Source organism: Pseudoalteromonas sp. 68 DY56-GL68, assembly GCF_041414825.1.
GTDB lineage: Bacteria > Pseudomonadota > Gammaproteobacteria > Enterobacterales > Alteromonadaceae > Pseudoalteromonas.
The window spans coordinates 205,488-226,110 of record NZ_JAOCZL010000021.1 but is presented as its reverse complement, the minus strand read 5'-3'; the positions used below and the strand labels follow the sequence as shown (position 1 = coordinate 226,110).

Annotated in this window: 19 protein-coding genes; 7 read left to right on the top strand and 12 right to left on the bottom strand. The window is 39.4% G+C overall.

Annotated features, from left to right (window positions below):
• Positions 1–5: 5 nt before the first annotated feature.
• From NYF15_RS15425 to NYF15_RS15410, 4 genes are all read right to left on the bottom strand, one after another.
• On the bottom strand, positions 6–3,047 hold the full coding sequence (locus NYF15_RS15425; protein ID WP_371354014.1) for an ATP-binding protein: 3,042 nt from the start codon (positions 3,045–3,047) through the stop codon (positions 6–8).
• 174 nt (positions 3,048–3,221) lie between these two features.
• Positions 3,222–4,430: an ABC transporter permease gene (locus NYF15_RS15420; RefSeq protein ID WP_237118523.1), complete on the bottom strand. Its 1,209-nt coding sequence runs from the start codon at positions 4,428–4,430 to the stop codon at positions 3,222–3,224.
• Positions 4,423–5,211, bottom strand: a complete 789-nt coding sequence (locus NYF15_RS15415; protein ID WP_130149924.1) for an ABC transporter ATP-binding protein — start codon at positions 5,209–5,211, stop codon at positions 4,423–4,425. Before NYF15_RS15415 ends, NYF15_RS15420 begins: the two co-directional genes overlap by 8 nt.
• Positions 5,204–6,019, bottom strand: coding sequence for a DUF3025 domain-containing protein (locus tag NYF15_RS15410; RefSeq protein WP_237118521.1), 816 nt, complete (start codon positions 6,017–6,019; stop codon positions 5,204–5,206). Before NYF15_RS15410 ends, NYF15_RS15415 begins: the two co-directional genes overlap by 8 nt.
• A 111-nt stretch (positions 6,020–6,130) precedes the next feature.
• Between NYF15_RS15410 and NYF15_RS15405 the strand changes: the two genes are divergently transcribed.
• Both NYF15_RS15405 and NYF15_RS15400 read left to right on the top strand, forming a co-directional pair.
• Positions 6,131–7,756: a M28 family metallopeptidase gene (locus NYF15_RS15405; RefSeq protein ID WP_237118520.1), complete on the top strand. Its 1,626-nt coding sequence runs from the start codon at positions 6,131–6,133 to the stop codon at positions 7,754–7,756.
• 72 nt (positions 7,757–7,828) lie between these two features.
• Positions 7,829–9,001 (top strand): putative manganese transporter, encoded by a 1,173-nt coding sequence (locus NYF15_RS15400; RefSeq protein WP_371354013.1) that lies wholly within the window; start codon positions 7,829–7,831, stop codon positions 8,999–9,001.
• 373 nt (positions 9,002–9,374) lie between these two features.
• On the opposite strand, the gene NYF15_RS15395 is transcribed toward NYF15_RS15400, so the two are convergent.
• From NYF15_RS15395 to seqA, 6 genes are all read right to left on the bottom strand, one after another.
• Positions 9,375–10,934, bottom strand: a complete 1,560-nt coding sequence (locus tag NYF15_RS15395) for a dihydrolipoyllysine-residue acetyltransferase (protein ID WP_371354012.1) — start codon at positions 10,932–10,934, stop codon at positions 9,375–9,377.
• 8 nt (positions 10,935–10,942) lie between these two features.
• The gene (locus NYF15_RS15390; RefSeq protein ID WP_130149929.1) at positions 10,943–11,920 is read right to left on the bottom strand and encodes an alpha-ketoacid dehydrogenase subunit beta; all 978 of its coding nucleotides are present in this window, start codon (positions 11,918–11,920) and stop codon (positions 10,943–10,945) included.
• Positions 11,920–13,134 carry a thiamine pyrophosphate-dependent dehydrogenase E1 component subunit alpha gene (locus NYF15_RS15385; RefSeq protein ID WP_130149930.1) on the bottom strand — a complete coding sequence of 405 codons (1,215 nt, stop codon included), beginning with the start codon at positions 13,132–13,134 and terminating at the stop codon, positions 11,920–11,922. Before NYF15_RS15385 ends, NYF15_RS15390 begins: the two co-directional genes overlap by 1 nt.
• 269 nt (positions 13,135–13,403) lie before the next feature.
• Positions 13,404–14,459, bottom strand: a complete 1,056-nt coding sequence (gene astE, locus NYF15_RS15380; RefSeq protein WP_371354011.1) for a succinylglutamate desuccinylase — start codon at positions 14,457–14,459, stop codon at positions 13,404–13,406.
• Positions 14,460–14,538: 79 nt separating this feature from the next.
• Positions 14,539–16,176, bottom strand: a complete 1,638-nt coding sequence (gene pgm / locus NYF15_RS15375; protein WP_371354010.1) for a phosphoglucomutase (alpha-D-glucose-1,6-bisphosphate-dependent) — start codon at positions 16,174–16,176, stop codon at positions 14,539–14,541.
• Between the two features lie 16 nt (positions 16,177–16,192).
• The gene (seqA, locus tag NYF15_RS15370) at positions 16,193–16,789 is read right to left on the bottom strand and encodes a replication initiation negative regulator SeqA (RefSeq protein WP_371354009.1); all 597 of its coding nucleotides are present in this window, start codon (positions 16,787–16,789) and stop codon (positions 16,193–16,195) included.
• A gap of 131 nt (positions 16,790–16,920) precedes the next feature.
• Between seqA and NYF15_RS15365 the strand changes: the two genes are divergently transcribed.
• From NYF15_RS15365 to fur, 5 genes are all read left to right on the top strand, one after another.
• The gene (locus NYF15_RS15365) at positions 16,921–17,685 is read left to right on the top strand and encodes an alpha/beta fold hydrolase (RefSeq protein WP_237118513.1); all 765 of its coding nucleotides are present in this window, start codon (positions 16,921–16,923) and stop codon (positions 17,683–17,685) included.
• A 98-nt stretch (positions 17,686–17,783) separates the two neighbouring features.
• Positions 17,784–18,005, top strand: coding sequence for a DUF2788 domain-containing protein (locus tag NYF15_RS15360; protein WP_062569139.1), 222 nt, complete (start codon positions 17,784–17,786; stop codon positions 18,003–18,005).
• 2 nt (positions 18,006–18,007) lie between these two features.
• The gene (ybfE, locus tag NYF15_RS15355) at positions 18,008–18,286 is read left to right on the top strand and encodes a LexA regulated protein (protein WP_062569140.1); all 279 of its coding nucleotides are present in this window, start codon (positions 18,008–18,010) and stop codon (positions 18,284–18,286) included.
• Between the two features lie 14 nt (positions 18,287–18,300).
• A complete protein-coding gene (gene fldA, locus NYF15_RS15350; protein WP_371354008.1) occupies positions 18,301–18,828 on the top strand; it encodes a flavodoxin FldA in 528 nt (175 codons plus the stop codon).
• Between the two features lie 189 nt (positions 18,829–19,017).
• Positions 19,018–19,461 carry a ferric iron uptake transcriptional regulator gene (fur, locus tag NYF15_RS15345; RefSeq protein ID WP_062569142.1) on the top strand — a complete coding sequence of 148 codons (444 nt, stop codon included), beginning with the start codon at positions 19,018–19,020 and terminating at the stop codon, positions 19,459–19,461.
• Between the two features lie 63 nt (positions 19,462–19,524).
• On the opposite strand, the gene NYF15_RS15340 is transcribed toward fur, so the two are convergent.
• Entirely contained in the window at positions 19,525–20,142 is a 618-nt protein-coding gene (locus NYF15_RS15340; RefSeq protein ID WP_130149936.1) for an FKBP-type peptidyl-prolyl cis-trans isomerase, read from the bottom strand.
• Between the two features lie 72 nt (positions 20,143–20,214).
• Entirely contained in the window at positions 20,215–20,613 is a 399-nt protein-coding gene (locus NYF15_RS15335; protein ID WP_237118512.1) for a hypothetical protein, read from the bottom strand.
• Positions 20,614–20,623: the final 10 nt, after the last annotated feature.

The window sequence follows — 20,623 nt, the reverse complement described above, 5'->3', positions numbered from 1 at the left end:
AATATCTAGTCAGCATTAAGCCACATAACGAGTTTATTTCGAAGTGTGGCTTGTTTTATCGGTTTGGTAATATAGTCGTTCATACCTACACTCAGGCACTTTTCTCTATCGCCTGCCATCGCGCTTGCGGTCATGGCAATAATAACAATATCTTGAAAACGTTCTGTTGCGTTACCTTTCCTTATTTGTTTGGTGCAATCATAGCCGTTCATATTTGGCATTTGGCAATCCATCAAAATAAGGTCAAACTGGGTTTCGCTATTTTTAAGAACCTCCAATGCTTCAATACCATCACTAGCAGACTCGATATGAATGTTTGTATCGCGCAAAATAGCTTTACTTACTTCAATGTTGATCAGGTTATCATCGACAATAAGTATAGAGCGATTGCAAAAATCAACATCTACAATTTCTTTTACTATATTATTTTTATGATTGAGTATTTGCTCATCATAGTTAAATAACATCGCTAGCCGATAAATAAGCTCATCTTGTGTTATAGGCTTTGCTATCACTGTCGCATTTGTTGGTAAAGAATATTTTTTTTCTAATGCGGACAAAGTGCCAATCACTAACAGTTTAGTATTGCTATCTTGATTAGCGTGTTCAATAAAGTCACTAATTTGTGGGTGTTTTTGGTCCACAATGATGAGATCAAATTGGGTTTTATTTCCCTTTTCTAATAAGGACCACGACGTTATATGTTGCTCTTCCAATTGAGTAAAAGATTTTAATTGGCTTATTAAATTTTGCTTCAAAGGCTCGTACAATAAAGCAAGCGCTACTTTTTTATTCGCTAGTATAGCAGTTTGACTATTCGATTTACTTGGTTGACTGAGTGTCATCAAAACCGTGGCAGTAAAACAACTACCCTGACCTTTTTCACTCTCAACATCAATATCACCACCCATTAGTTGCGATAACTTGCGACTTATCGAAAGACCCAATCCACTGCCGCCATAGTGCCTAGTTGTACTTGAATCTTCTTGTGTAAAAACATCAAATAGCTTTTGTTGGCTATCTTTTGATATGCCTATGCCCGTGTCTGTTACTTTAAAAGTTAATAATACTTTACCATCCAGCATTTCTCGTTCACTGATATCTAAACTAACAAATCCTTGGTGAGTAAACTTAAACGCGTTACTGAGTAAGTTATTAAGTATTTGCTTTAAACGATGGCTATCTCCAACAAAGCCCCTGTGGCTAACTAAACTTGAATCAAAGAGCACTTCCAACCCTTTCTTTTGGCCTTGTACTGCCATTGATGTCATCAAATCATTACACACAGAAACAACATCAAACTCATGGTGATCTAAATCTAGTTTGCCAGCTTCAATTTTAGAAAAGTCTAGAATATCATTAATCAGAGTCATTAATGATTGTGCGCTACTGTTGGCATAATGTAAGTACTGCTTTTGCTGAGTTGAGAGGGGCTCAACTTCAAGCATTTCTAGCATACCAAGTACACCGTTCATTGGTGTACGTATTTCGTGAGAAATATTAGCAACGAATTGACTTTTAGCCTTACTTGCGGCCAGGGCCTGCTTTGTTGCTTCCTCTAGCTCAGCTGTACGATTTTGGACTTTTTCCTCGAGCGTTTCGTTTAGTTGCTCAAGTTGGTGTTGCGCCCTTTTTAATGAGTTAATATTACGAATTATTGCAGCGACTTGGACTTGTTTTTTAAGCGCATCAAAAATCGGGGCCAGAGTAATTGAGAAATAATGGCACTGTATTTCATCTATATAAATGGCTTCAAACGAGCAGCGTTCATTATTTTTTATAGCTTGTGCAATTCCTTGAAAATCTTCATCATTGTAATTGAACAAGTTATCAAAATTTGTTTCCTTTTCTTTTATGCTAAAAAACTCTTTCGCAGTTTGATTGGCATTGCAAATAGTGCCATCAGGGGTAACCATAATAATTGCATCAGAGGAGCTTTCTATAATTTTGCTGTTTTTTTCTTTGAAAAAGCTCAATTCGAGTTTTCGGCTTATGTCACGCTGATAAATTATAAATAGCACGATCACAGCAATAATAATCAAACATAGCATGGCTATGAATTTATAGCGTTTACTTTTAATCTCATGCAACATAGTCTGGGTATCAACAGACACTGCCAGTGTAAGTGGCTTCATATCAATACCATTGGAGAACTGAATAACTTTCTTTAAATAAAGTTTCTCTGGCAAGCTCATAAAATCGAAAATATCAATTTGATCCATCGCCTGATTAGTTGAAAACTCTTGCTTCCAAAATCGCGCATCCCCTGACTCAAAGCTAAAACGGTATGCTTCATTTGGGTGATAAATAAATTGCTGATCCGCATTAAGTAGGTAGACATCAAAAATATCTGCTGTATTTTCAACTAATCCGTTTAAAAGATCATCGGCATAATAGTTGACGATCAAAACAGCAAAGGGCTCTCCGTACGGGTCACGTACTAATTTTGATACACGATATGTACTCACATAGGGAATTTGTATATGACCATTCTCTCTATTGTAATTAATAGACGAAACATAAACATGACCATTGGGTAACCCCTTTGTTATTTGCATGTAGTCTCGATGACCTTTTAACTGCAAATCAGCTTCAGCTATGCGCTTTACTTCGCCATTAATATTATCAACCCTGACAACTTCTTTACCTTCCTGCCCAACGTAGATATAGCGAGCTTGTGCTAAGTCTTTATCTGTCACCATAAAACCACTGAAGATCTTAGCTAGCCTATCTTTCCATGCTGATATTGGTGTGCCAAGAACAGGATCGATATTCTTATCGTTTGTAGCACGCATAATCGCCATAATCGGGGGAGTGGCGTCTAAGAAATTAAGCGCAGAAATATTTTCTCTAAGTGTAGAGGTAAACCTATTCTCTTTTGTGGTTAGCTCTCGTTTCATTTGCTCTAATGTACGAGCATACACATCTTCACGGGTATCAAATTCAAATTTTATTGTCGCAACGCACGCAAGAGAGATCAAAACCAACAGAGCAACAAAAGGAAGCTTGTGCCGATAAAAGAAATTAGTTGCTTTAAGCAAATCCATTGAATTAAAAAGCCTTATTTACCATTCTTCACAGAGTATAGGAGAATTTCATAATAAAGATGGGGTATAAATAAAAAATATTAATCAATAAGGATGTAACACAAGGTAACATATTGAAAATATTAAAAAAGCACCAAGGTGGTGCTTTTTTGTTAGGTAAAAACAATACGTCTTTTATCTAAATAAGACATCTTCTCTATTAAACCATTTAACACAAAACGTGAGTAAGGCCCCTGCCACTATCAATGTCGCTAGGAAGATCAATCCCACTAATGTGTAATCTACTGTGCCTTTAATGATATCTTTGATTGCAAGTGAAACGTTTGTCACAGGAATAAAGGCTGTTTTGCTAGTCAGTTCAATATTAGGCAAAACTGCAAGGACTATAGGAAAGAAAACCCCCATGCTAAGTGGCGCCATATAGTTTTGCGCTTCTTTAAAGGTTCGCGCATAAATAGAAATGGCCAACGCTAATGAAGAGAAGATTGCAGCGATTGGCAATAACAATACAAAGATCAATCCTAAATCTAACACGGTTAAAGAACTAAATGCGTTTTTAACAACCGCTAAATCCACAAAAGCAATGGCTATTGATATCCACACCCCCATACTAAGTACCGTTATGGTGGTTGTCGCAATTGAAGAAGCAAGTAGGGTTACAAACTTACCTAACACAAGCTGCGTACGCGTAATTGGTGTAAGTAAAAGCGTTTCGAGGGTTCCGCGCTCTTTTTCACCGGCACCTAAATCAATCGCTGGATATGTTGCACCAACTAGGACTAGAGGTATTAGTAGATAAGGAATAAATCCACCAATTTTCTCACCAAGGTTTTCACGTTTATCTGCGGTATCGACCTTCACCACTTTAATAGGCTCGATAATTGCCGCTTGTTGCTGCTCTGATACGCCAAAACTAAGAAGCTTAGTCGTGCGCAGTTTATCGCCATATTCTTTCGCAAGCTCCTTAACGCGGTCAAATAAAAAGTTAATTGCTTTCGCGTCGTTATACACAACTTGCCATTCGCTTTGCTTAGCGTTATCTAAAGTTTGCTTAGCGTCTGACGGTAAATAGATACCCATATCTATGGTGCCCGCTTTAACTGCTTTGGTAAGGTCCTCTACTGTATTAAAGGTTTCGTCACCTTTATATAAAGCAAAGCTCTTGTGATAAAACACCTTATCAGTAAACTCTTGCGCGTAATTACCATTGATGATGGCGTAAGTATGGACCTCTTGTTCTGCCTCTAATGCTGCTTGTGAACTAATAAATGCCATTACAGCAAATAATAATGGGAAAACAGCAACCGGCAGTGCGACCACGAATATTAATGTTTTACGGTCACGTAACAGCTCTTTTAATTCCTTTTTAAATACTTCAAACATCACGATTCTCCGTCAAAATATTCATAAACGCTTGGTTTAGCTCTTCGCTTTGCCCAGTTTGTTTAAACTCATCCAATGTGCCATCAAAACAACTTATGCCTTGGTTTATCACCGCAACACGGTCACAAAGTAACGCAACCTCATCTAAATGGTGCGTTGAGAAGATGACCGGTGTGCCTTGCTCTTTAAGGCCACGAATAAACTTAATAACGGTTTGCGTGGTCATGATATCTAAACCTGTAGTGGGCTCATCAAGAATAACCACATCAGGGTGATGAACAACTGCACGGGCAATATTGGCTTTTTGCTTCATGCCAGTAGATAAATTCTCAGCACGTTTATCAATAAAGTTGTGCATATCAAGTAAGGTGAAAAGCTCATCACAACGTGCTGCTACCGCCTTTTTACTCATGCCATGCAAACGAGCAAAGTACTCAACGTTTTCTTTAACCGTTAAACGTCCGTATAAACCAGTACTCCCTGATAAAAAGCCGATTGATTTACGGCCAACTAAAGGTTTTTTAACAATATCGTGACCAGAGATGGTTATTGTTCCTTCATCAGGCTTGAGCGCTGTTGAGATCATTCTAAGTGTTGTTGTTTTACCAGCTCCGTTCGGGCCTAACAAGCCCAACACTTCGCCTTTATTACAGTGAAAGCTGACCTCTCTCACGGAATGAAAAAACTGCTTGTCTTCTCGGGGATCAATATTATCCGTGTTATTTTTTTTATGATCTTTTGTTAGCTTAAACTTCTTTTTAAGCCCTGCTACTTCAATCATTGCGTTTCCTTCGTTTCGGCCTAAAGTAGTCCGTGTTATTATAAAATTCTGGGTTATTATTCTCAGCCCACCAGCCAGGTACACCTAACAATGGTAAGGGTGACAAATTTTTATTGTCTCGCAAACAATCGTCAACTTTAATCATCTCATAGAGACGTTGATCTATATATGCATACTGCTCGGCTAAATCTTTACAAAATATGTCATCAGGCACAACAATAAATAATGCTTTACCCGTTAAACCTATATAAGGTTGTGTAAGCATTTCGTAGTTAGCATGACCAAACATGTAAGGACGTATAGTTTGACCCCATAATTCGCGCTGTACTACAAATGCTTGCCGCCATTGATGGTCACGTAATTGCTGTTGCCAGCTTTGTTCGGTAATGGCTAATACAACGCCGCATTCATCAAACAAGGTAAGTGCATTTCTGTGTTTACTTCGCTCTTTTAGACCGTGCAGTTTAATTTCTTCAATGTGCTGATGATTAATCAGCGCTTTAGTTTTTGGGAATAAACACCAAATAAAACCACCAAATAGATCATGCCAATTCTGTTGGCGTGTGGGTACTTGCCCTGTTTCAAAAATTATTTGTTCATAATACCGAGTTTCATCTGCAAATTTTTCATCTTCAGTGAAACTAATGGGGATCCCTTGCGAAGTCGTGGCGGTTAAAAATTGATTAAACCATTCACATGATGGCCAATCAGACAACTTATCTATATTAAACAGTTTAACTAAGTCAACAAACGCACCGGTTGTAAGGTACTGCGTTGACCACTGTTCGGGTGCGGTAAATCGTTTCATTTCTTATAACATTTAACTTCTTGATGTATTGTGACTAGTTTACCGCAAAAACTGGTTCTCATTAATAGAACCTCATATACTAATGCTACCTTAAAACAAAAAAGATTGATTATGGAACGTTATTTTTCAATGACAGTGATAGCAAGCGCGATGCTTGTAGGCTGTGCTTCAACAAGTAACACCTCAAATGATGTAGCTAACGCTTATCAGAGTATAAATTCACAGCAATTAGCTGAACACATTAAAGTGCTAGCCTCTGATGAGTTTGGTGGTAGAGCACCTTCATCAAAGGGTGAAGAACTTACTCTAGCTTATTTAACTGATCAATTTAAAGCGCTTGGTTTTCAACCAGGCAATGGTGATAGCTTTTTACAAGAAGTTCCGCTTGTTTCACTTGAAGCAGACTCAAACATGGTACTTACCATTGGTGGCAAAGATTACCAATACAAGAAAGATATGGTGATGGGTAGTAGCCGTATAAGTGCAAAACAAAGCATTAAAGACTCTGAGCTTGTTTTCGTTGGTTATGGTGTAAACGCGCCTGAATATAACTGGAACGATTACGAAGGCCTTGATGTTGAGGGTAAAACAGTTGTAATGCTGGTAAACGACCCGGGTTTTGCGACAAAAAACCCTGATTTATTCACCGGTGATGCAATGACCTATTACGGCCGTTGGACATATAAGTATGAAGAAGCAAGCCGTCAAGGTGCAGCAGGTGCGATTATCATTCACGAAACAGCGCCAGCATCTTATCCATGGTCTGTAGTTGAAAACTCATGGAGTGGTGAGCAATTTGGTTTCCAAAAAGAAAATAATAACATGGACCGTGTTGCTGTTGAGGGCTGGGTAACAACTGATGTTGCTAAGGAGCTATTTACAAAAGCAGGCTTAGATTTCGACACCATGAAAGAAAATGCTGCTAAAGGGGCTTATCATGTTGATATGGGCGACCTGACAGCAAGCGTTGAAGTAAATAATACGATTAAAAAGTCGATTTCGTATAACTTCATCGCGACTTTACCGGGTAGTGAAAAACCAAATGAACATATTATTTACTCTGCTCACTGGGATCACTTAGGTACAGATAAAACCCGTAAAGGCGACCAAATCTATAATGGTGCCCACGATAATGCAACAGGCACTGCAGGCTTAATTGAAGTTGCTGAAGCGTTCGCTACTTTACCACAGCACCCTAGCCGCTCAATGACATTCTTAGCAGTGACAGCAGAGGAACAAGGTTTACTTGGCTCTAAATACTATGCAGCTAACCCTGTTATCCCTGCAAGCCAAACCGTTGCTAACATCAATATGGATAGCTTAAACCTGTTGGGTAAAGTAAAAGACATCAGTGTTGTTGGCATCGGCAAATCAGAAATGGATAGCTTGCTAGAAACAGCTGCCAAAGACCAAGGTCGCACTGTATCTGGCGATCCTAAACCGTCTTCAGGTGGTTACTACCGCTCTGATCACTTTGCATTTGCAAATATGGGGGTGCCAGCAATGTACGCTGGTGGCGGTAGTGAAGCGCTTGATGAAGAAACCGCTAATTACCGTAAACGAATGAGCTTAGTGCTTCGAGGTTGTTACCATCAACCATGTGATCGTTACCGTGATGAGTGGGATTTATCAGGTGCGATTCAGGATCTTCAGTTATTCTATCAAGTAGGCTTTGATATTTCAGAGCGTGAAGAATGGCCTAAATGGAATACAAACTCTGAATTCCAACGCAAATAAATGCAAATGAGATTGATTTTCATTTGAAATGATACTACAGTGTAACCTGATTAATTTTTTAGGTTGCACTGTATGTATTTTTTTTCCCAAACGAGGTTAGTTCCTCAAAAAGCGAGGTGTTACATTACGGATAATAAGCGCTTGTTCTTACCCTTTCTATTGCTTACTGCATTAGCGATACCTGCAAGCCGTGAATTTACATTACAAGCATTGAGCGATGCTTTCTTTCAAGTATCGGTCTTTGTTGCTGCCACTTTATTAATTTATTATTATTTAATCGATCGCCTTCCACAATTACAGCTTAGCTATTTGCGCGCAAAATCAGGCATTCTTGAAGTCAGCTTTGCTTCTATCTTAGGTGCTTTACCTGGCTGTGGCGGTGCCATTATAGTTGTTACTCAGTTTACCAAAAAGCAAGCTAGCTTTGGCTCCGTTGTAGCCGTATTAACTGCGACAATGGGAGATGCTGCATTCTTATTACTCGCCACTCGCCCTCTTGATGGACTATTAATGATGTTGATAGGAGTGAGCGTAGGTATTATTAGTGGTCAAATTGTTAATTTATTTCATTCAAGTTCAAGTTTTCAACCAAGTAATGCGACTGAGTATAATGAAGAGCCACAGTGCCAACCAAAGATACTCGAATATAGCCGCCCTGTTTGGAAGTTAGCTTTAATACCTAGTTTAATTATCGCTTTTGTCATCGCAACAAACACAGATACTCGCTTTTTCGGTGAAGGTCTTGCTAACATAATCACTGTTTTTGGTTCCTTGATGGCACTTTTTACCGTGATTGTATGGGCTTTATCTTCAAAAGGTGCAAGTTATAAGCAAGTCACTAGCGAAGAAGCCCCTTGCACTCCTCCATCAAAGCTTACTAAAGTGTTAATGGACACTCATTTCGTTACAGCATGGGTCGTTGCTTCATTTATGGTGTTTGAAATTTTGGTGAATGTGGCTGGCGTAGATTTAGCTGCATGGTTTTCAGAATATGCCTACTTAGCACCCTTAGTTGCTGTAGCAATCGGCTTATTACCTGGTTGCGGGCCACAAATTGTTGTAATGACACTTTATATTCAAGGGATTATTCCGTTCAGTGCGATGGCAGCAAATGCAATATCGAATGATGGTGATGCCCTATTCCCAGCAATTGCACTAGCACCAAAAGCGGCCTTAATGGCGACGGTGTATTCAACAATACCTGCATTGTTACTCGGTTATGGTTTGTATTTTTACGGCATATAGCAAATACAATATTTAGAATTAAAAAACCAGCCGAAGCTGGTTTTTTAATGCTTACGAGGGCGTGTTGACCTTTGTAGATTGAAATTTGTTCACTCTAGGGGCGATTTAATCGCGGCGCGAGATTTGTAACCTAGTGGGCTAAGTAAAAATCGAGCAAAGCTACCGCATCCTGCTCACGCCCCTTACCTACATCCATGTAGGTAACAAAGAGTTAATCGCCCCTAGGAAGAACCCGAAGGGCAGCGCGTGTTTGGCATTGATGCTGCGTTATCGCCTATTTATGGGGAACAACCACACTACATAGGCTCTGCCTTGCCTAAATACCAAACACACTGCTACAAAATCAACCACAAAAGGTCAACACGCCCTAATGTTAGCTCATCGCCATCATCATTTTTGCAGGATCTTCTAAGTAAGACTTCCACAAGTTGTTGAAGCGAGCAATAGTGCCACCATCAATCACTCTGTGGTCGCCAGACCAGCTTACTTGCATTATAGCTGCTGAAATCACATTACCTTGTGCATCAAAACGAGGTAAGTGCTGCAGTTTACCTAAAGCTACAATCGCCACTTCTGGCTTATTGATGATCGGGGTTGCAATTGTGCCGCCAATCGCACCGATGTTCGAAATACTAATCGTGCCGCCTTTTAAATCATCGGGTGATACACGACCATCACGTGCCGCCTCTGTTAAACGCGTAACTTCGTTTGCAACATCTACGATGCTCTTTGACTGACATGACTTAATGTTTGGTACAAGTAAACCAATCTTAGAATCAACCGCCATACCGATGTTATGATCATCAAAGTAAGTCAGTTCACTGCAATCATCATTAACTTGTGAGTTAAGTACTGGGAATTGCTTAATAGCTAACGACAGTGCTTTGATAAAGAACGGCATCATAGTAAGCTTAACGCCCTGTTGCTTATACTGCTCTTTTAGCTCACTGCGCATTGCGATCAGTTTTGTTAGGTCGATTTCATCACAGAAAGTAAAGTGAGGAATTGTCGATACTGACGCAACCATTTGCTTCGCCATTGCCGCTTTAATACCTTTAATTGGCTCAACACGGCTACCACCAACAGAAGTTGATGATGAAGCTTTAGGCGTAGTATCTTGTGATACAGCTTGACTTGGCGCTTGATTCAAGAAATCTTCGATATCTTGCTTATAAATCCGGCCATTTTTACCCGAGCCTGGCACTTGCGTTAAATCAACATCAAGTTCACGCGCTTTACGACGAACAGCAGGTGAAGCAACCGCTTTTTTGTTAAGTTGTTTTTCAACTTTAGGGGCTGTTTTTTCAGCCGTCTTATTCGCAGCATTACTTTGCGCTTTCACTACCGCAGAACTCACATCTGGCTCTGCACTTTGTCCTGCAATACTCATTTGGAATAATGGGCTGTGAACCGCTGCAATATCACCTTTTTTGTAATAAAGCTTTTCGACTTTACCTGTGTATTTAGCCGGAATTTGCACCAGTGCTTTGTCTGTCATTACATCACAAACCGCTTGATCTTCAATGATTTCATCACCTTCACTGACTAACCACTCCACGATTTCGCACTCAACGATACCTTCACCAATGTCCGGTAAAATAAAGTCCTCTAACTGTGTTCCTGAGGTTGAAGTTTGCGGTGTTGGTTTTACTGGCGCATCCTCAGCGGTTTCAACTGATTGGCTTGGTGCTTCGCCATCAACATCCATCGCAAATAATGGTGCATGGACTTTAGCAATATCACCTTTTGCATAATAAAGTTTACTGATCACCCCATCATGGACAGCTGGAATTTGCACAAGTGCTTTGTCGGTCATCACATCACAAATTGGCTGATCTTCTTTTACAGAATCGCCTTCTGCAACTAACCATTCAACGATTTCACACTCTACGATGCCTTCGCCGATATCTGGCAAGATAAAATCTTTAGACATACTAACTCCTAAAACTCTACTGATTGCTTAATCGCAGCAAGCACTTTAAGTGCATCCGGCACATATTCTTTTTCAAGTGCTAATGGGTATGGCGTATCTAAACCACACACGCGAGCAATTGGCGATTCAAGATGTAAAAAACACTCTTGTTGAATTGTTGCAACGATCTCTGCACCAAAACCATTGGTGATTGGTGCTTCGTGGCTAACCACTAAACGGCCCGTTTTGATTACTGATTTCGCAATCGTTTCTACATCCCACGGTAAAATGGTGCGTAAGTCGATAACTTCACAGCTAATGCCTTGCTCAGCTGCTTTTTTAGCGGCATCTTCGATGATTTCCATCTGTGCACCCCAAGCAAGTAAAGTGACATCAGTGCCCTCTTGCACGATTTCAGCTTTACCGAGCTCGATGCTGTAATCTTCTTCTGGTACTTCACCTGTTGATGCACGATATAAACGTTTCGGCTCAAAGAAAATAACAGGGTTGTCATCCTTAATTGATGCACGAAGTAAGCCTTTTGCTTGATAAGGATTACGTGGCACAACTAACTTTAAACCCGGTGTATGAGCAAAATAGGCTTCTGGTGATTGTGAGTGATATAAACCACCGGCAATACCACCGCCGTATGGAGTACGAATTGTTAAGTTGCCTACATTGAATTCATTACCACTACGGTAACGGAATTTAGCTGATTCATTCACGATTTGGTCAAATGCAGGGAAAATATAATCTGCAAATTGAATTTCAGCTAAAGCAGGTGCACCAAATGCCGCTAAACCATTGGCAAAACCTAAAATACCTTGCTCAGTTAACGGTGTATTGAACACACGGTGCTTACCATATTTTTCTTGTAAGCCAGATGTAGCACGGAATACACCACCAAAATAACCAACGTCTTCACCAAAAATACAGGCATTTGGATGCTCAGCCATGGTGATATCCAGGGCAGAGTTAATTGCATGAAGCATGTTCATTTTAGCCATTACTTTAATCTCCCTGCAGTAGTTGGATAAGCATCAGGATGCTGCAAAATATGCTCTTTTAGTTGTTCGTATTGTTTTTGCAGTGATGGAATTGGCGTATCGTAAACATCTGAAATAAGCTCTTCTAATGCAGGTTTTGCCACTTTTTCAGCACGCTTAAGAGCAGCTAAAATTTCTTCTCGAATTGTTTCTTTGTCTTTAGCGTCTTGCGCTTCGTCTAACCAACCTTGTTTTAATAACCACTTACGGAAACGCTCAATTGGACAGCCTTTATGTTTTGCTTCTTCGTCTTTTGTACGGTAGCCGCTTGGGTCGTCACTAGTCGAGTGAGCACCTAAACGATATGCAATTGACTCGATTAAAACGGGTTCACCTTTAGTCGTTACTATTTCACGGGCTTTTTTCGTTGCAGCATAAACTGCAAGTGCGTCAGCACCGTCAACGCGGATTGTTTTAATGCCGTAACCAACACCACGTGATGCAATTCCATCACCTTTAAATTGTTCATCAGCAGGTGTAGAAATCGCATAACCATTATTACGAGCAAAGAAAATCACTGGCGCTTCATGAACAGCAGCCATGTTTAAACCAGCATGGAAATCACCTTCAGAGGCAGCACCTTCACCAAAGTAACAAATAGTTATGTTATCAATCGTGCTATTTAACTCGCCGGTTTGGGCATCAACATGACGCACTTTTTGACCGTACGCATAACCTGTTGCTTGCGGAATTTGTGTACCAAGCGGTGATGAAATGGTCATGTAGTTGAGTTCGCGTGAGCCATAGTGAATTGGCATTTGGCGACCTTTGCCTAAATCTTTTTCATTTGAAAACATTTGGTTCATGAATTGGTCAAGGCTAAAGCCACGATAACGCAGAGCAGCTTGCTCACGGTATTGGGCCATAATCATGTCGTTTTGATCAAGCGCTGCTGCTGATGCTGTTACAGCTGCTTCTTCACCTAAACATTGCATATAAAAGCTAACGCGACCTTGTCGCTGGGCAGCTTGCATACGCTCATCAAGAGCACGAATAAAACGCATTGTCTCGTATAGATGGATTGCTGTTGCTTTGTCGATATCAGGTGCGGTTGCACCCTCGTAGATGTCGCCTTCCTCATTAAGAATACTTAATGTAGGAATTGTTAATGCGTGACCATCAATAAATGACAGTTCATGATTAATGTTTAGCGATACGTTATTTGGATTACTCATAACCTACCTTCTTTCGTTGTCAGAAACCTACGCCACTGCCCTTATTTGTGTTTTTATCAGCTTGAGCTGCAAGGATAAAGTTTGCGCAATATTCAATCAAATTAAATTAAACTGCCGTCACTTTACGTTAACGTAAGTTGTTATTCAACTAATCATAGACGAATAGTCGATAAATGGCTAAATACGCATGGAAAGTTAACTATACAACAAAATAAAACTATTAAAGTCATACAGTTAACTACATTAAGATGGGTGTTAATGCAAAAAATTTAAATAAAGTTGCTATCAACTTTCATAGGGATAACGGTAAGCAAAGCACGCTGACCTAAGGCTACATCTGCATTTGGAAAGATAATCGCTTCACCGTCAACGTCCGCTTCATACCTGGTCTGACCATCAATCGCTAATAATTCACCTTTGGCAAAACCGGTGAAATTTTCCACATCATCAGCAAATGGGAAACTAAAGTCTTCGCAAGTACGGTTTATTGTTCTATAAACTGAAAACAACTCAAAATCTTCTGCATTGAATTCTTTGTATTCAACAGTTTCTTGACTAATTAATGCAGTTAACGTTTGTTTGGTTTTCTCAAAGCGAGACATGTCATTTTCGCCAAATGGCTTTACTTGACCAAGCTCAACCGTAAATGAGTCAGCGCCATGGACATATGACGAGTAGTAGCTAAACGTTGTTGCCGCAGATTTCATCATTAATACTGTGTTTACGCCACAGCTAAGTAAAAATTGTAACTGCGACTTTTTCCAAGGCTTGCCATGTAAAAATGGATACACTGCAAATTTTTCATTTTTAGAGCCACGTATTGCCGTATGTAGGTCATAATGAAAACGTTCACTGCCTTGGTTGCCTCGTTCGAAGAAATCAGAAACCACATCTTCAAGTAGCTTTGCGCGCACGCGCTCAGGGTTTGAGGCAATCCCTTCAACAGTATGGTGGCCGTTAAATAAACGGTTTAAGTTTTCATCAACAAAACGCTTACCAATATTAATTGATTTAGGGTTACCAAAAATAAACAATACGCGCTGTTTCAGTGTCAGTTCTTCTGCAATGATTGCTTTGATTAATTGATCGCAGATTTCAATTGGCGCTGTTTCGTTACCATGTATCGCACTTGAAAGCACAATATCTTTATTTGTTTGTTCTTTTGGTTGAAACTCTATGATACCCGTATCATGAACTGTTACATCCGTGCCATTTTTAAGGGTGAATGATGATGGTTCTAGTTGAAATTCATTACTGCGAGTAAGTGTTAAAAAGTCGCCTGTACGTTTTAATTCATCTAGGTATGCAGAGGTTGAATAGCTCATTGTTCTATCCTAATAATGCGTGAGAGTAGAATACAAAAACGGCTGAGAATATCAGCCGTTTTAAAAGATAAAAAAGAGATTAGCTAATTACTGAATCAACTAGTTTTTTCGCTTCTTTTTCAAGTAATGCTAAATGTTCTTCACCTTTGAATGATTCAAGGTAAATTTTATAAATATCTTCAGTGCCCGATGGACGCGCAGCAAACCAGCCGTTTTCTGTGACCACTTTTAAGCCACCAATTGCAGCATTGTTACCTGGTGCATGGGTTAGCTTTTGCGTAATGGCATCGCCCGCTAACGTACTTGCAGTAACATCATTATCAGAAAGTGCTTTTAAACGTTCTTTTTGCTGTGAGGTTGCTGGCGCATCGATACGCTTGTAGATAGGCGCACCAAACTCTTGTTCAAGCTCTTTATAAAGTTGTGAAGGCGTTTTACCCGTCACAGCCAAGATTTCAGCAGCGAGTAAACCTAAGATAAAGCCATCTTTATCTGTGTTCCAAACTGTACCATCGAAGCGTAAGAACGACGCCCCTGCACTTTCTTCACCACCGAAAGCAAGAGTCCCTTTACCTAGGCCTTCAACAAACCATTTAAAACCAACAGGTACTTCTTTTACTTTACGATTGTTACGCTCTACAACTTTATCAATCATGCCGCTTGATACAAGCGTTTTACCAATCGCCACATCTTTTGACCAATCACGATTATTTAACAAGTAATCGATCGCCACCGCTAAGAAGTGATTTGGATTCATTAAACCATCAGGCGTCACAATACCATGGCGGTCATAATCAGGGTCATTACCAATACCAATATCATAATCATCTTTGAGTGCGATTAAATTGGTCATGGCATAAGGCGATGAACAATCCATACGAATTTTGCCATCTTTATCAAGTGGCATAAAAGCAAAGCGTGGATCAACATCTTTATTTACGACTGTTAGGTCTAAATTGTATTTCTCCGCGATTACAGGCCAAAAATTAATGCCTGAACCACCAAGCGGGTCAATACCTACTTTTATGTTTGCTTCACTAATGGCTTTTAGATTAATTATATTTTCTAAATCGTCAACATATGGATTAATAAGGTCTTGATATTTTATAAAACCTGAGCGAGATGCTTTAGCAAATGGAAATAGCTCTACTTCAACGAGATCTTCAAGTAGTAACTGATTTGCTCTATCTTCAATCCATTTAGTTACATCAGTATCAGCAGGTCCACCGTTTGGCGGATTATATTTAAAACCACCGTCTTCTGGTGGATTGTGAGATGGCGTAACGACAATACCATCCGCTAATTCATTTGGATTTTGTTTATTATGTGACACAACCGCATGACTGATCACAGGTGTAGGGGTGTATTCGTCGTTTTCTTGCGTAATAACTTGTACTTCGTTAGCAACCAGTACTTCAATGGCTGAATTAAATGCTGCCTCACTCAAAGCATGTGTATCTTTACCTAGAAAAAGAGGGCCAAAAATATCATTTTCTTTGCGGTAATCACAAATAGCTTGAGTAATAGCTAATATATGCGATTCATTAAACTTAACATCGTACGAGCAGCCGCGATGTCCTGACGTACCAAAAGCCACACAATGCTCTGGGTTTTGTTCAAGATCAGGCTCATTTAAATAGTAGGCAGAAACCAGTTTAGGTACATTAACTAAGCTTTCTTGTGGTGCGGTTTTTCCTGCATCCGGGTGAATCGCCATAATATTTCCTTATCGGTTATAAATAGTCACGGATTTTTTCAGCGTCATCACTGCTGTAACCTAAACACAGCGCGACTTCGTGAAGCATCATTTTCTTACGTGTTGTATTTGAGTTCGTCATCACCCAATATTCTGTATCGGTAATGTTTTTCGGGTTCATGCTACTACCACTTTCGAGTAATGCTTCTTTACTGGTAGCAAAATAAACGCGATCACGGCCTTTTATATCTAATACATTCACAAATTCATTTTTGTGAGAACGGTATAAGGCAGCTAAAATGAATAAGAAACGCCCTACAACACCCTTTTGCATTGCAAGCTCTTCTTTGTTCAATACATTAAAAACATTCCCTTTGGCTTGGCTGGTAGCTTTGCTAGGAGCCGTTTTTTCTACTTCTGGCTCAGGCTGTTGTGTATTTTCAGTTGCGTGGTCATTTACAGATTCAACGGTTGAGGTTTCTTGTTCACTATGTTCATTCGTTGTTTCTGCTACCGTGTTACCATCAGAAAGGTTTAATAAACGACGCAAAATAGTTGATGCACTTTCACCAATACTTTGAGTGTTACTTGCTATGTATTGATATAACTCGTCGTCTATGTCGATTTTTTTCATGTTATTCCTGTCTTTACGGGTCACATTTTAAAAGTTCTCAATGATTATACCTAAGCTCGAAGTAATTCTCTATGTTTTGCAATTTGTAATTTCGCTAGGCAAAATACAGCGATTAAAAATAGGAGTTTAAAATGCTATTAAACTACCAACAATTGGGCCAAGGCCCTGACGTTGTATTGATCCATGGTTTGTTTGGCTCACTAGAAAACTTGAATGTTATAGCCAAAGCATTAGCTGAAAATTACACTGTCACTAATGTTGATTTACGAAACCATGGTAGGTCATTTCATAGTGAAACGATGAACTACGAAGTAATGGCAGACGATATTTACAACTTACTAAAGAACTTAAACATATCAAATGCGCATATTATTGGCCATTCAATGGGTGGCAAAGCAGCGATGCAATTAGCGCTCAAGTACAATGAGGTGGTCAATAAGTTGGTTGTATTAGATATTTCCCCTGTAGCAAATAAACCGCGACACAGTGCTATTTTTGCTGGTTTAAACGAAGTGGCTGAATCTAATGTTGCAGATAGAAAAGCAGCAGATCTACTATTAGCAAAACATATCGACGAGATGGGTGTTCGACAATTTTTATTAAAAAGTTTTGCGAAAAACGATCAAGGACAGTATCAATGGCGATTTAATTTAGATGTTTTAAATCAGCAATATGAAAATATTTTGTCGCAACTTGATGAAAATGATTCTTGTTTATGTGATACTTTATTCGTGAAAGGTAATGATTCAGACTATATTTTGGCTGAGCATCGTCCAATGATTATGAATTTATTTCCAAATGCGAAGGCAAAAGTAATTCATGGTGCGGGTCATTGGTTACATGCGCAAAAACCACTTGCTGTAAATAAAGCAATCAGCGATTTTTTACAGCAATAAAAGGCAAGAGAAAATTCACGTTTTTGATCTAGCCCACTAAATTATTATGATTTTGTGTGCTATAGTACGCGCCGTTTAATTTGAAGGTTTATACGTTGATGGTCAGTCAGTTAATTAACGAATTTGATACCTTAGGGTTGTATTTTGGCTTAGCCGGCATTTTCTTTTTTATTGGAATGGCAATTCAAGACGTCCTTAAAAAAGGTGATGTACCAAAATTTGGCCGATACATCGTTTGGTTAGTGCTGTTTTTAGGTTGCTCTGGGTTTATAGCTAAAGGACTTATACAAGTGTTTTGGCAAGGCGCAGGTGTAGGCTAGACATGGCAAAGTCAGAACTAGATAGAACAACACCCGATTTATTTGAATACGAAAAACGCCCTGGTAGGCCTAAAACAAACCCCCTACCTCGCGATATGCAATTAAAAGTGAATAAACGTAATCAAATAAAACGAGATAAAGCACGTGGTTTAAAGCGTGTAGAATTTAAGGTTTCATCACAGTTATATCAAGCATTAAGCGATATGGCAGATGCGCAGAATATTAGCCGTAGCGCGTTGATTGAAACAATTTTACAAGAAAGATTGGCTATTGATAGATAGAAGGTTTTAAATCCATGTCAAGCGTAGGTATTTTTTTCGGAAGCGATACAGGCAATACTGAACACGTAGCTAAAATGATCCAAAAAGAGCTAGGTAAGAAACTTGTCGCTGTTCATGACATTGCGAAAAGCTCTAAAGAAGAGATTGCTGAATTCGATTTGCTATTATTTGGTATCCCTACATGGTACTACGGTGAAGCGCAGTGCGATTGGGATGATTTTTTCCCTGAATTAGAAGAAATCGACTTCGAAGGAAAATTAGTCGCGATATTTGGTTGTGGTGACCAAGAAGATTATGCAGAGTACTTCTTAGATGCTATGGGTATGGTAAATGATATCGTAACAGAGCGCGGTGCAATCGTTGTTGGTAATTGGTCAACTGAAGGTTATGACTTCGAAGCATCAAAAGCACTTGTAGATGACAACCATTTTGTCGGCTTAGGTATTGATGAAGACCGTCAACCAGAGCTTACAGAAAAGCGTGTTAAAGACTGGTGTGCTCAGATTCATGACGAAATGTGTTTAGCGGAACTTGCTGATTAATAACAAGTATTACTCGCATTTACTAGCTGCTGTAAAGATGCACAACCAATTCACTTTTGTTTGAAAAATCGGCAATTAAACGAATTGTTCTTTGCACTTAGTAACTAGGCACGTTATTCTACTAGTTGCTAATGTGTCGTGTGCATCTTAATGATGCCTAGTATAACTAAATAAATTGAGACAGATTGAATGACTGATCACAACTTGGAATTAAAAAAAGCAGGGTTAAAAGTAACGCTGCCACGTATTAAAATTTTAGAGATTCTGCAATCTCCAGACAATCAACACATCAGCGCTGAAGATGTCTATAAAATTTTATTAGACAAAGGCGAAGAGATTGGTCTTGCAACTGTCTATCGTGTTCTTAACCAATTTGATGATGCTGGTATCGTATCTCGCCACCACTTTGAAGGTGGTAAGTCGGTATTCGAACTATCAGGAAGTACACATCATGACCACCTTGTATGCTTGAAGTGTGGTAAGGTTGTAGAATTTGAGGATGATCTTATTGAACGTCGTCAAGTTGAAATTGCTGAAGAAAATGGCATTAAGCTAACTAACCACTCACTATACTTATACGGTGAATGCGTTGACACTGAAAAGTGTAAAGAATACGCTGAATCAAATAGTTAATATTTGTATCAGACATAAAAAAACCTGCAGTTAGCAGGTTTTTTTATGTCTATTAGAAATCAATTAGATAATTTCTAATAACTCAACGTCGAAGATTAACGTTGAGAAAGGTGCGATTGCAGCACCCGCACCGCGCTCACCGTAAGCAAGTTCATGTGGTACATATAGGCGCCACTTTGAACCTGTACCCATCATTTGCACAGCTTCTGTCCAGCCTTTGATAACACCACTTACTGGGAACTCAGCAGGTTGACCACGCTCATATGAGCTGTCGAATACTGTACCATTAATGAGTGTACCGTGGTAATGAGCACGAATAGTAGAATCAGCTGTTGGTTTTTCACCCTCACCTGCTGTAAGAACTTCGTACTGTAGACCTGATTCAGTTACAGTGATCTCTGGGCGCTTTGCATTTTCTTCTAAGAAAGCAACACCTTCAGCAGCAAGTACTTTAGCTTCTTCTTCACGACGCGCTTGAATTTCAGCATTGATTTTTTCAAAAGCAGCTTGAATTGCAGGAATTTCAACTTGGAAATCACTACCGGCATACGCGTCTTTCATACCTTCAAATACAGAGTTAAGGTTTAAACCTTCAAATGGATTCGCTTTTAATTGTTCACCCATTTGTAAACCAATACCATAACTTGCTTTTTCAGCATCTGTTGTAAAAATATCTGACATGTTTAAATTCACGTTTATTAGTTAAAAGACAAAGCCATACTAACATAAAAAAACACTGAATATCGCCTAGTTTTACTGCGTTTGGTCAGTGTTTAAACTAATTCGTTGCTTTATTTTCTCAACGATAAAGGTAGCGATTGGTAAGCTTATAACCATTACTGGAATAAAGTACACATTCATCAACCCTGCTGTGCCTGTAAGAACCAAAGGCACAACAAGTAACCCGCCGAGTGCGATATATGACGCGGCAATAATTGGCCAATGTTTATCATATTTACCAATCAAATGAGCTACAAGCGTATTGAAACCTATACCATATGCAATAGCAGTCAATAGACTGTGTTCTGGCTTAGCATCATGCGCCATTGCAACAAGAACAGTTACACCACTATGATAAAAATAGGAAAAAACTGACCACAGCAACACATGTTTGATAATACGTTGTAGTTTTGAAGGTTCGCTTGTCGGCATTATTTATCTC

What these genes read in the sequence shown, in the direction of transcription:
- NYF15_RS15425 (WP_371354014.1), bottom strand. Translation starts at nt 3,047, where the DNA reads ATGGATTTGCTTAAAGCAACTAATTTCTTTTATCGGCACAAGCTTCCT.
- NYF15_RS15340 (WP_130149936.1), bottom strand. Translation starts at nt 20,142, where the DNA reads ATGTCAGATATTTTTACAACAGATGCTGAAAAAGCAAGTTATGGTATT.
- NYF15_RS15385 (WP_130149930.1), bottom strand. Translation starts at nt 13,134, where the DNA reads ATGAGTAATCCAAATAACGTATCGCTAAACATTAATCATGAACTGTCA.
- pgm (WP_371354010.1), bottom strand. Translation starts at nt 16,176, where the DNA reads ATGGCGATTCACCCGGATGCAGGAAAAACCGCACCACAAGAAAGCTTA.
- NYF15_RS15415 (WP_130149924.1), bottom strand. Translation starts at nt 5,211, where the DNA reads ATGATTGAAGTAGCAGGGCTTAAAAAGAAGTTTAAGCTAACAAAAGAT.
- NYF15_RS15400 (WP_371354013.1), top strand. Translation starts at nt 7,829, where the DNA reads ATGTATTTTTTTTCCCAAACGAGGTTAGTTCCTCAAAAAGCGAGGTGT.
- NYF15_RS15390 (WP_130149929.1), bottom strand. Translation starts at nt 11,920, where the DNA reads ATGGCTAAAATGAACATGCTTCATGCAATTAACTCTGCCCTGGATATC.
- NYF15_RS15410 (WP_237118521.1), bottom strand. Translation starts at nt 6,019, where the DNA reads ATGAAACGATTTACCGCACCCGAACAGTGGTCAACGCAGTACCTTACA.
- NYF15_RS15365 (WP_237118513.1), top strand. Translation starts at nt 16,921, where the DNA reads ATGCTATTAAACTACCAACAATTGGGCCAAGGCCCTGACGTTGTATTG.
- NYF15_RS15335 (WP_237118512.1), bottom strand. Translation starts at nt 20,613, where the DNA reads ATGCCGACAAGCGAACCTTCAAAACTACAACGTATTATCAAACATGTG.
- NYF15_RS15360 (WP_062569139.1), top strand. Translation starts at nt 17,784, where the DNA reads ATGGTCAGTCAGTTAATTAACGAATTTGATACCTTAGGGTTGTATTTT.
- fur (WP_062569142.1), top strand. Translation starts at nt 19,018, where the DNA reads ATGACTGATCACAACTTGGAATTAAAAAAAGCAGGGTTAAAAGTAACG.
- NYF15_RS15405 (WP_237118520.1), top strand. Translation starts at nt 6,131, where the DNA reads ATGGAACGTTATTTTTCAATGACAGTGATAGCAAGCGCGATGCTTGTA.
- NYF15_RS15420 (WP_237118523.1), bottom strand. Translation starts at nt 4,430, where the DNA reads ATGTTTGAAGTATTTAAAAAGGAATTAAAAGAGCTGTTACGTGACCGT.
- seqA (WP_371354009.1), bottom strand. Translation starts at nt 16,789, where the DNA reads ATGAAAAAAATCGACATAGACGACGAGTTATATCAATACATAGCAAGT.
- ybfE (WP_062569140.1), top strand. Translation starts at nt 18,008, where the DNA reads ATGGCAAAGTCAGAACTAGATAGAACAACACCCGATTTATTTGAATAC.
- astE (WP_371354011.1), bottom strand. Translation starts at nt 14,459, where the DNA reads ATGAGCTATTCAACCTCTGCATACCTAGATGAATTAAAACGTACAGGC.
- NYF15_RS15395 (WP_371354012.1), bottom strand. Translation starts at nt 10,934, where the DNA reads ATGTCTAAAGATTTTATCTTGCCAGATATCGGCGAAGGCATCGTAGAG.
- fldA (WP_371354008.1), top strand. Translation starts at nt 18,301, where the DNA reads ATGTCAAGCGTAGGTATTTTTTTCGGAAGCGATACAGGCAATACTGAA.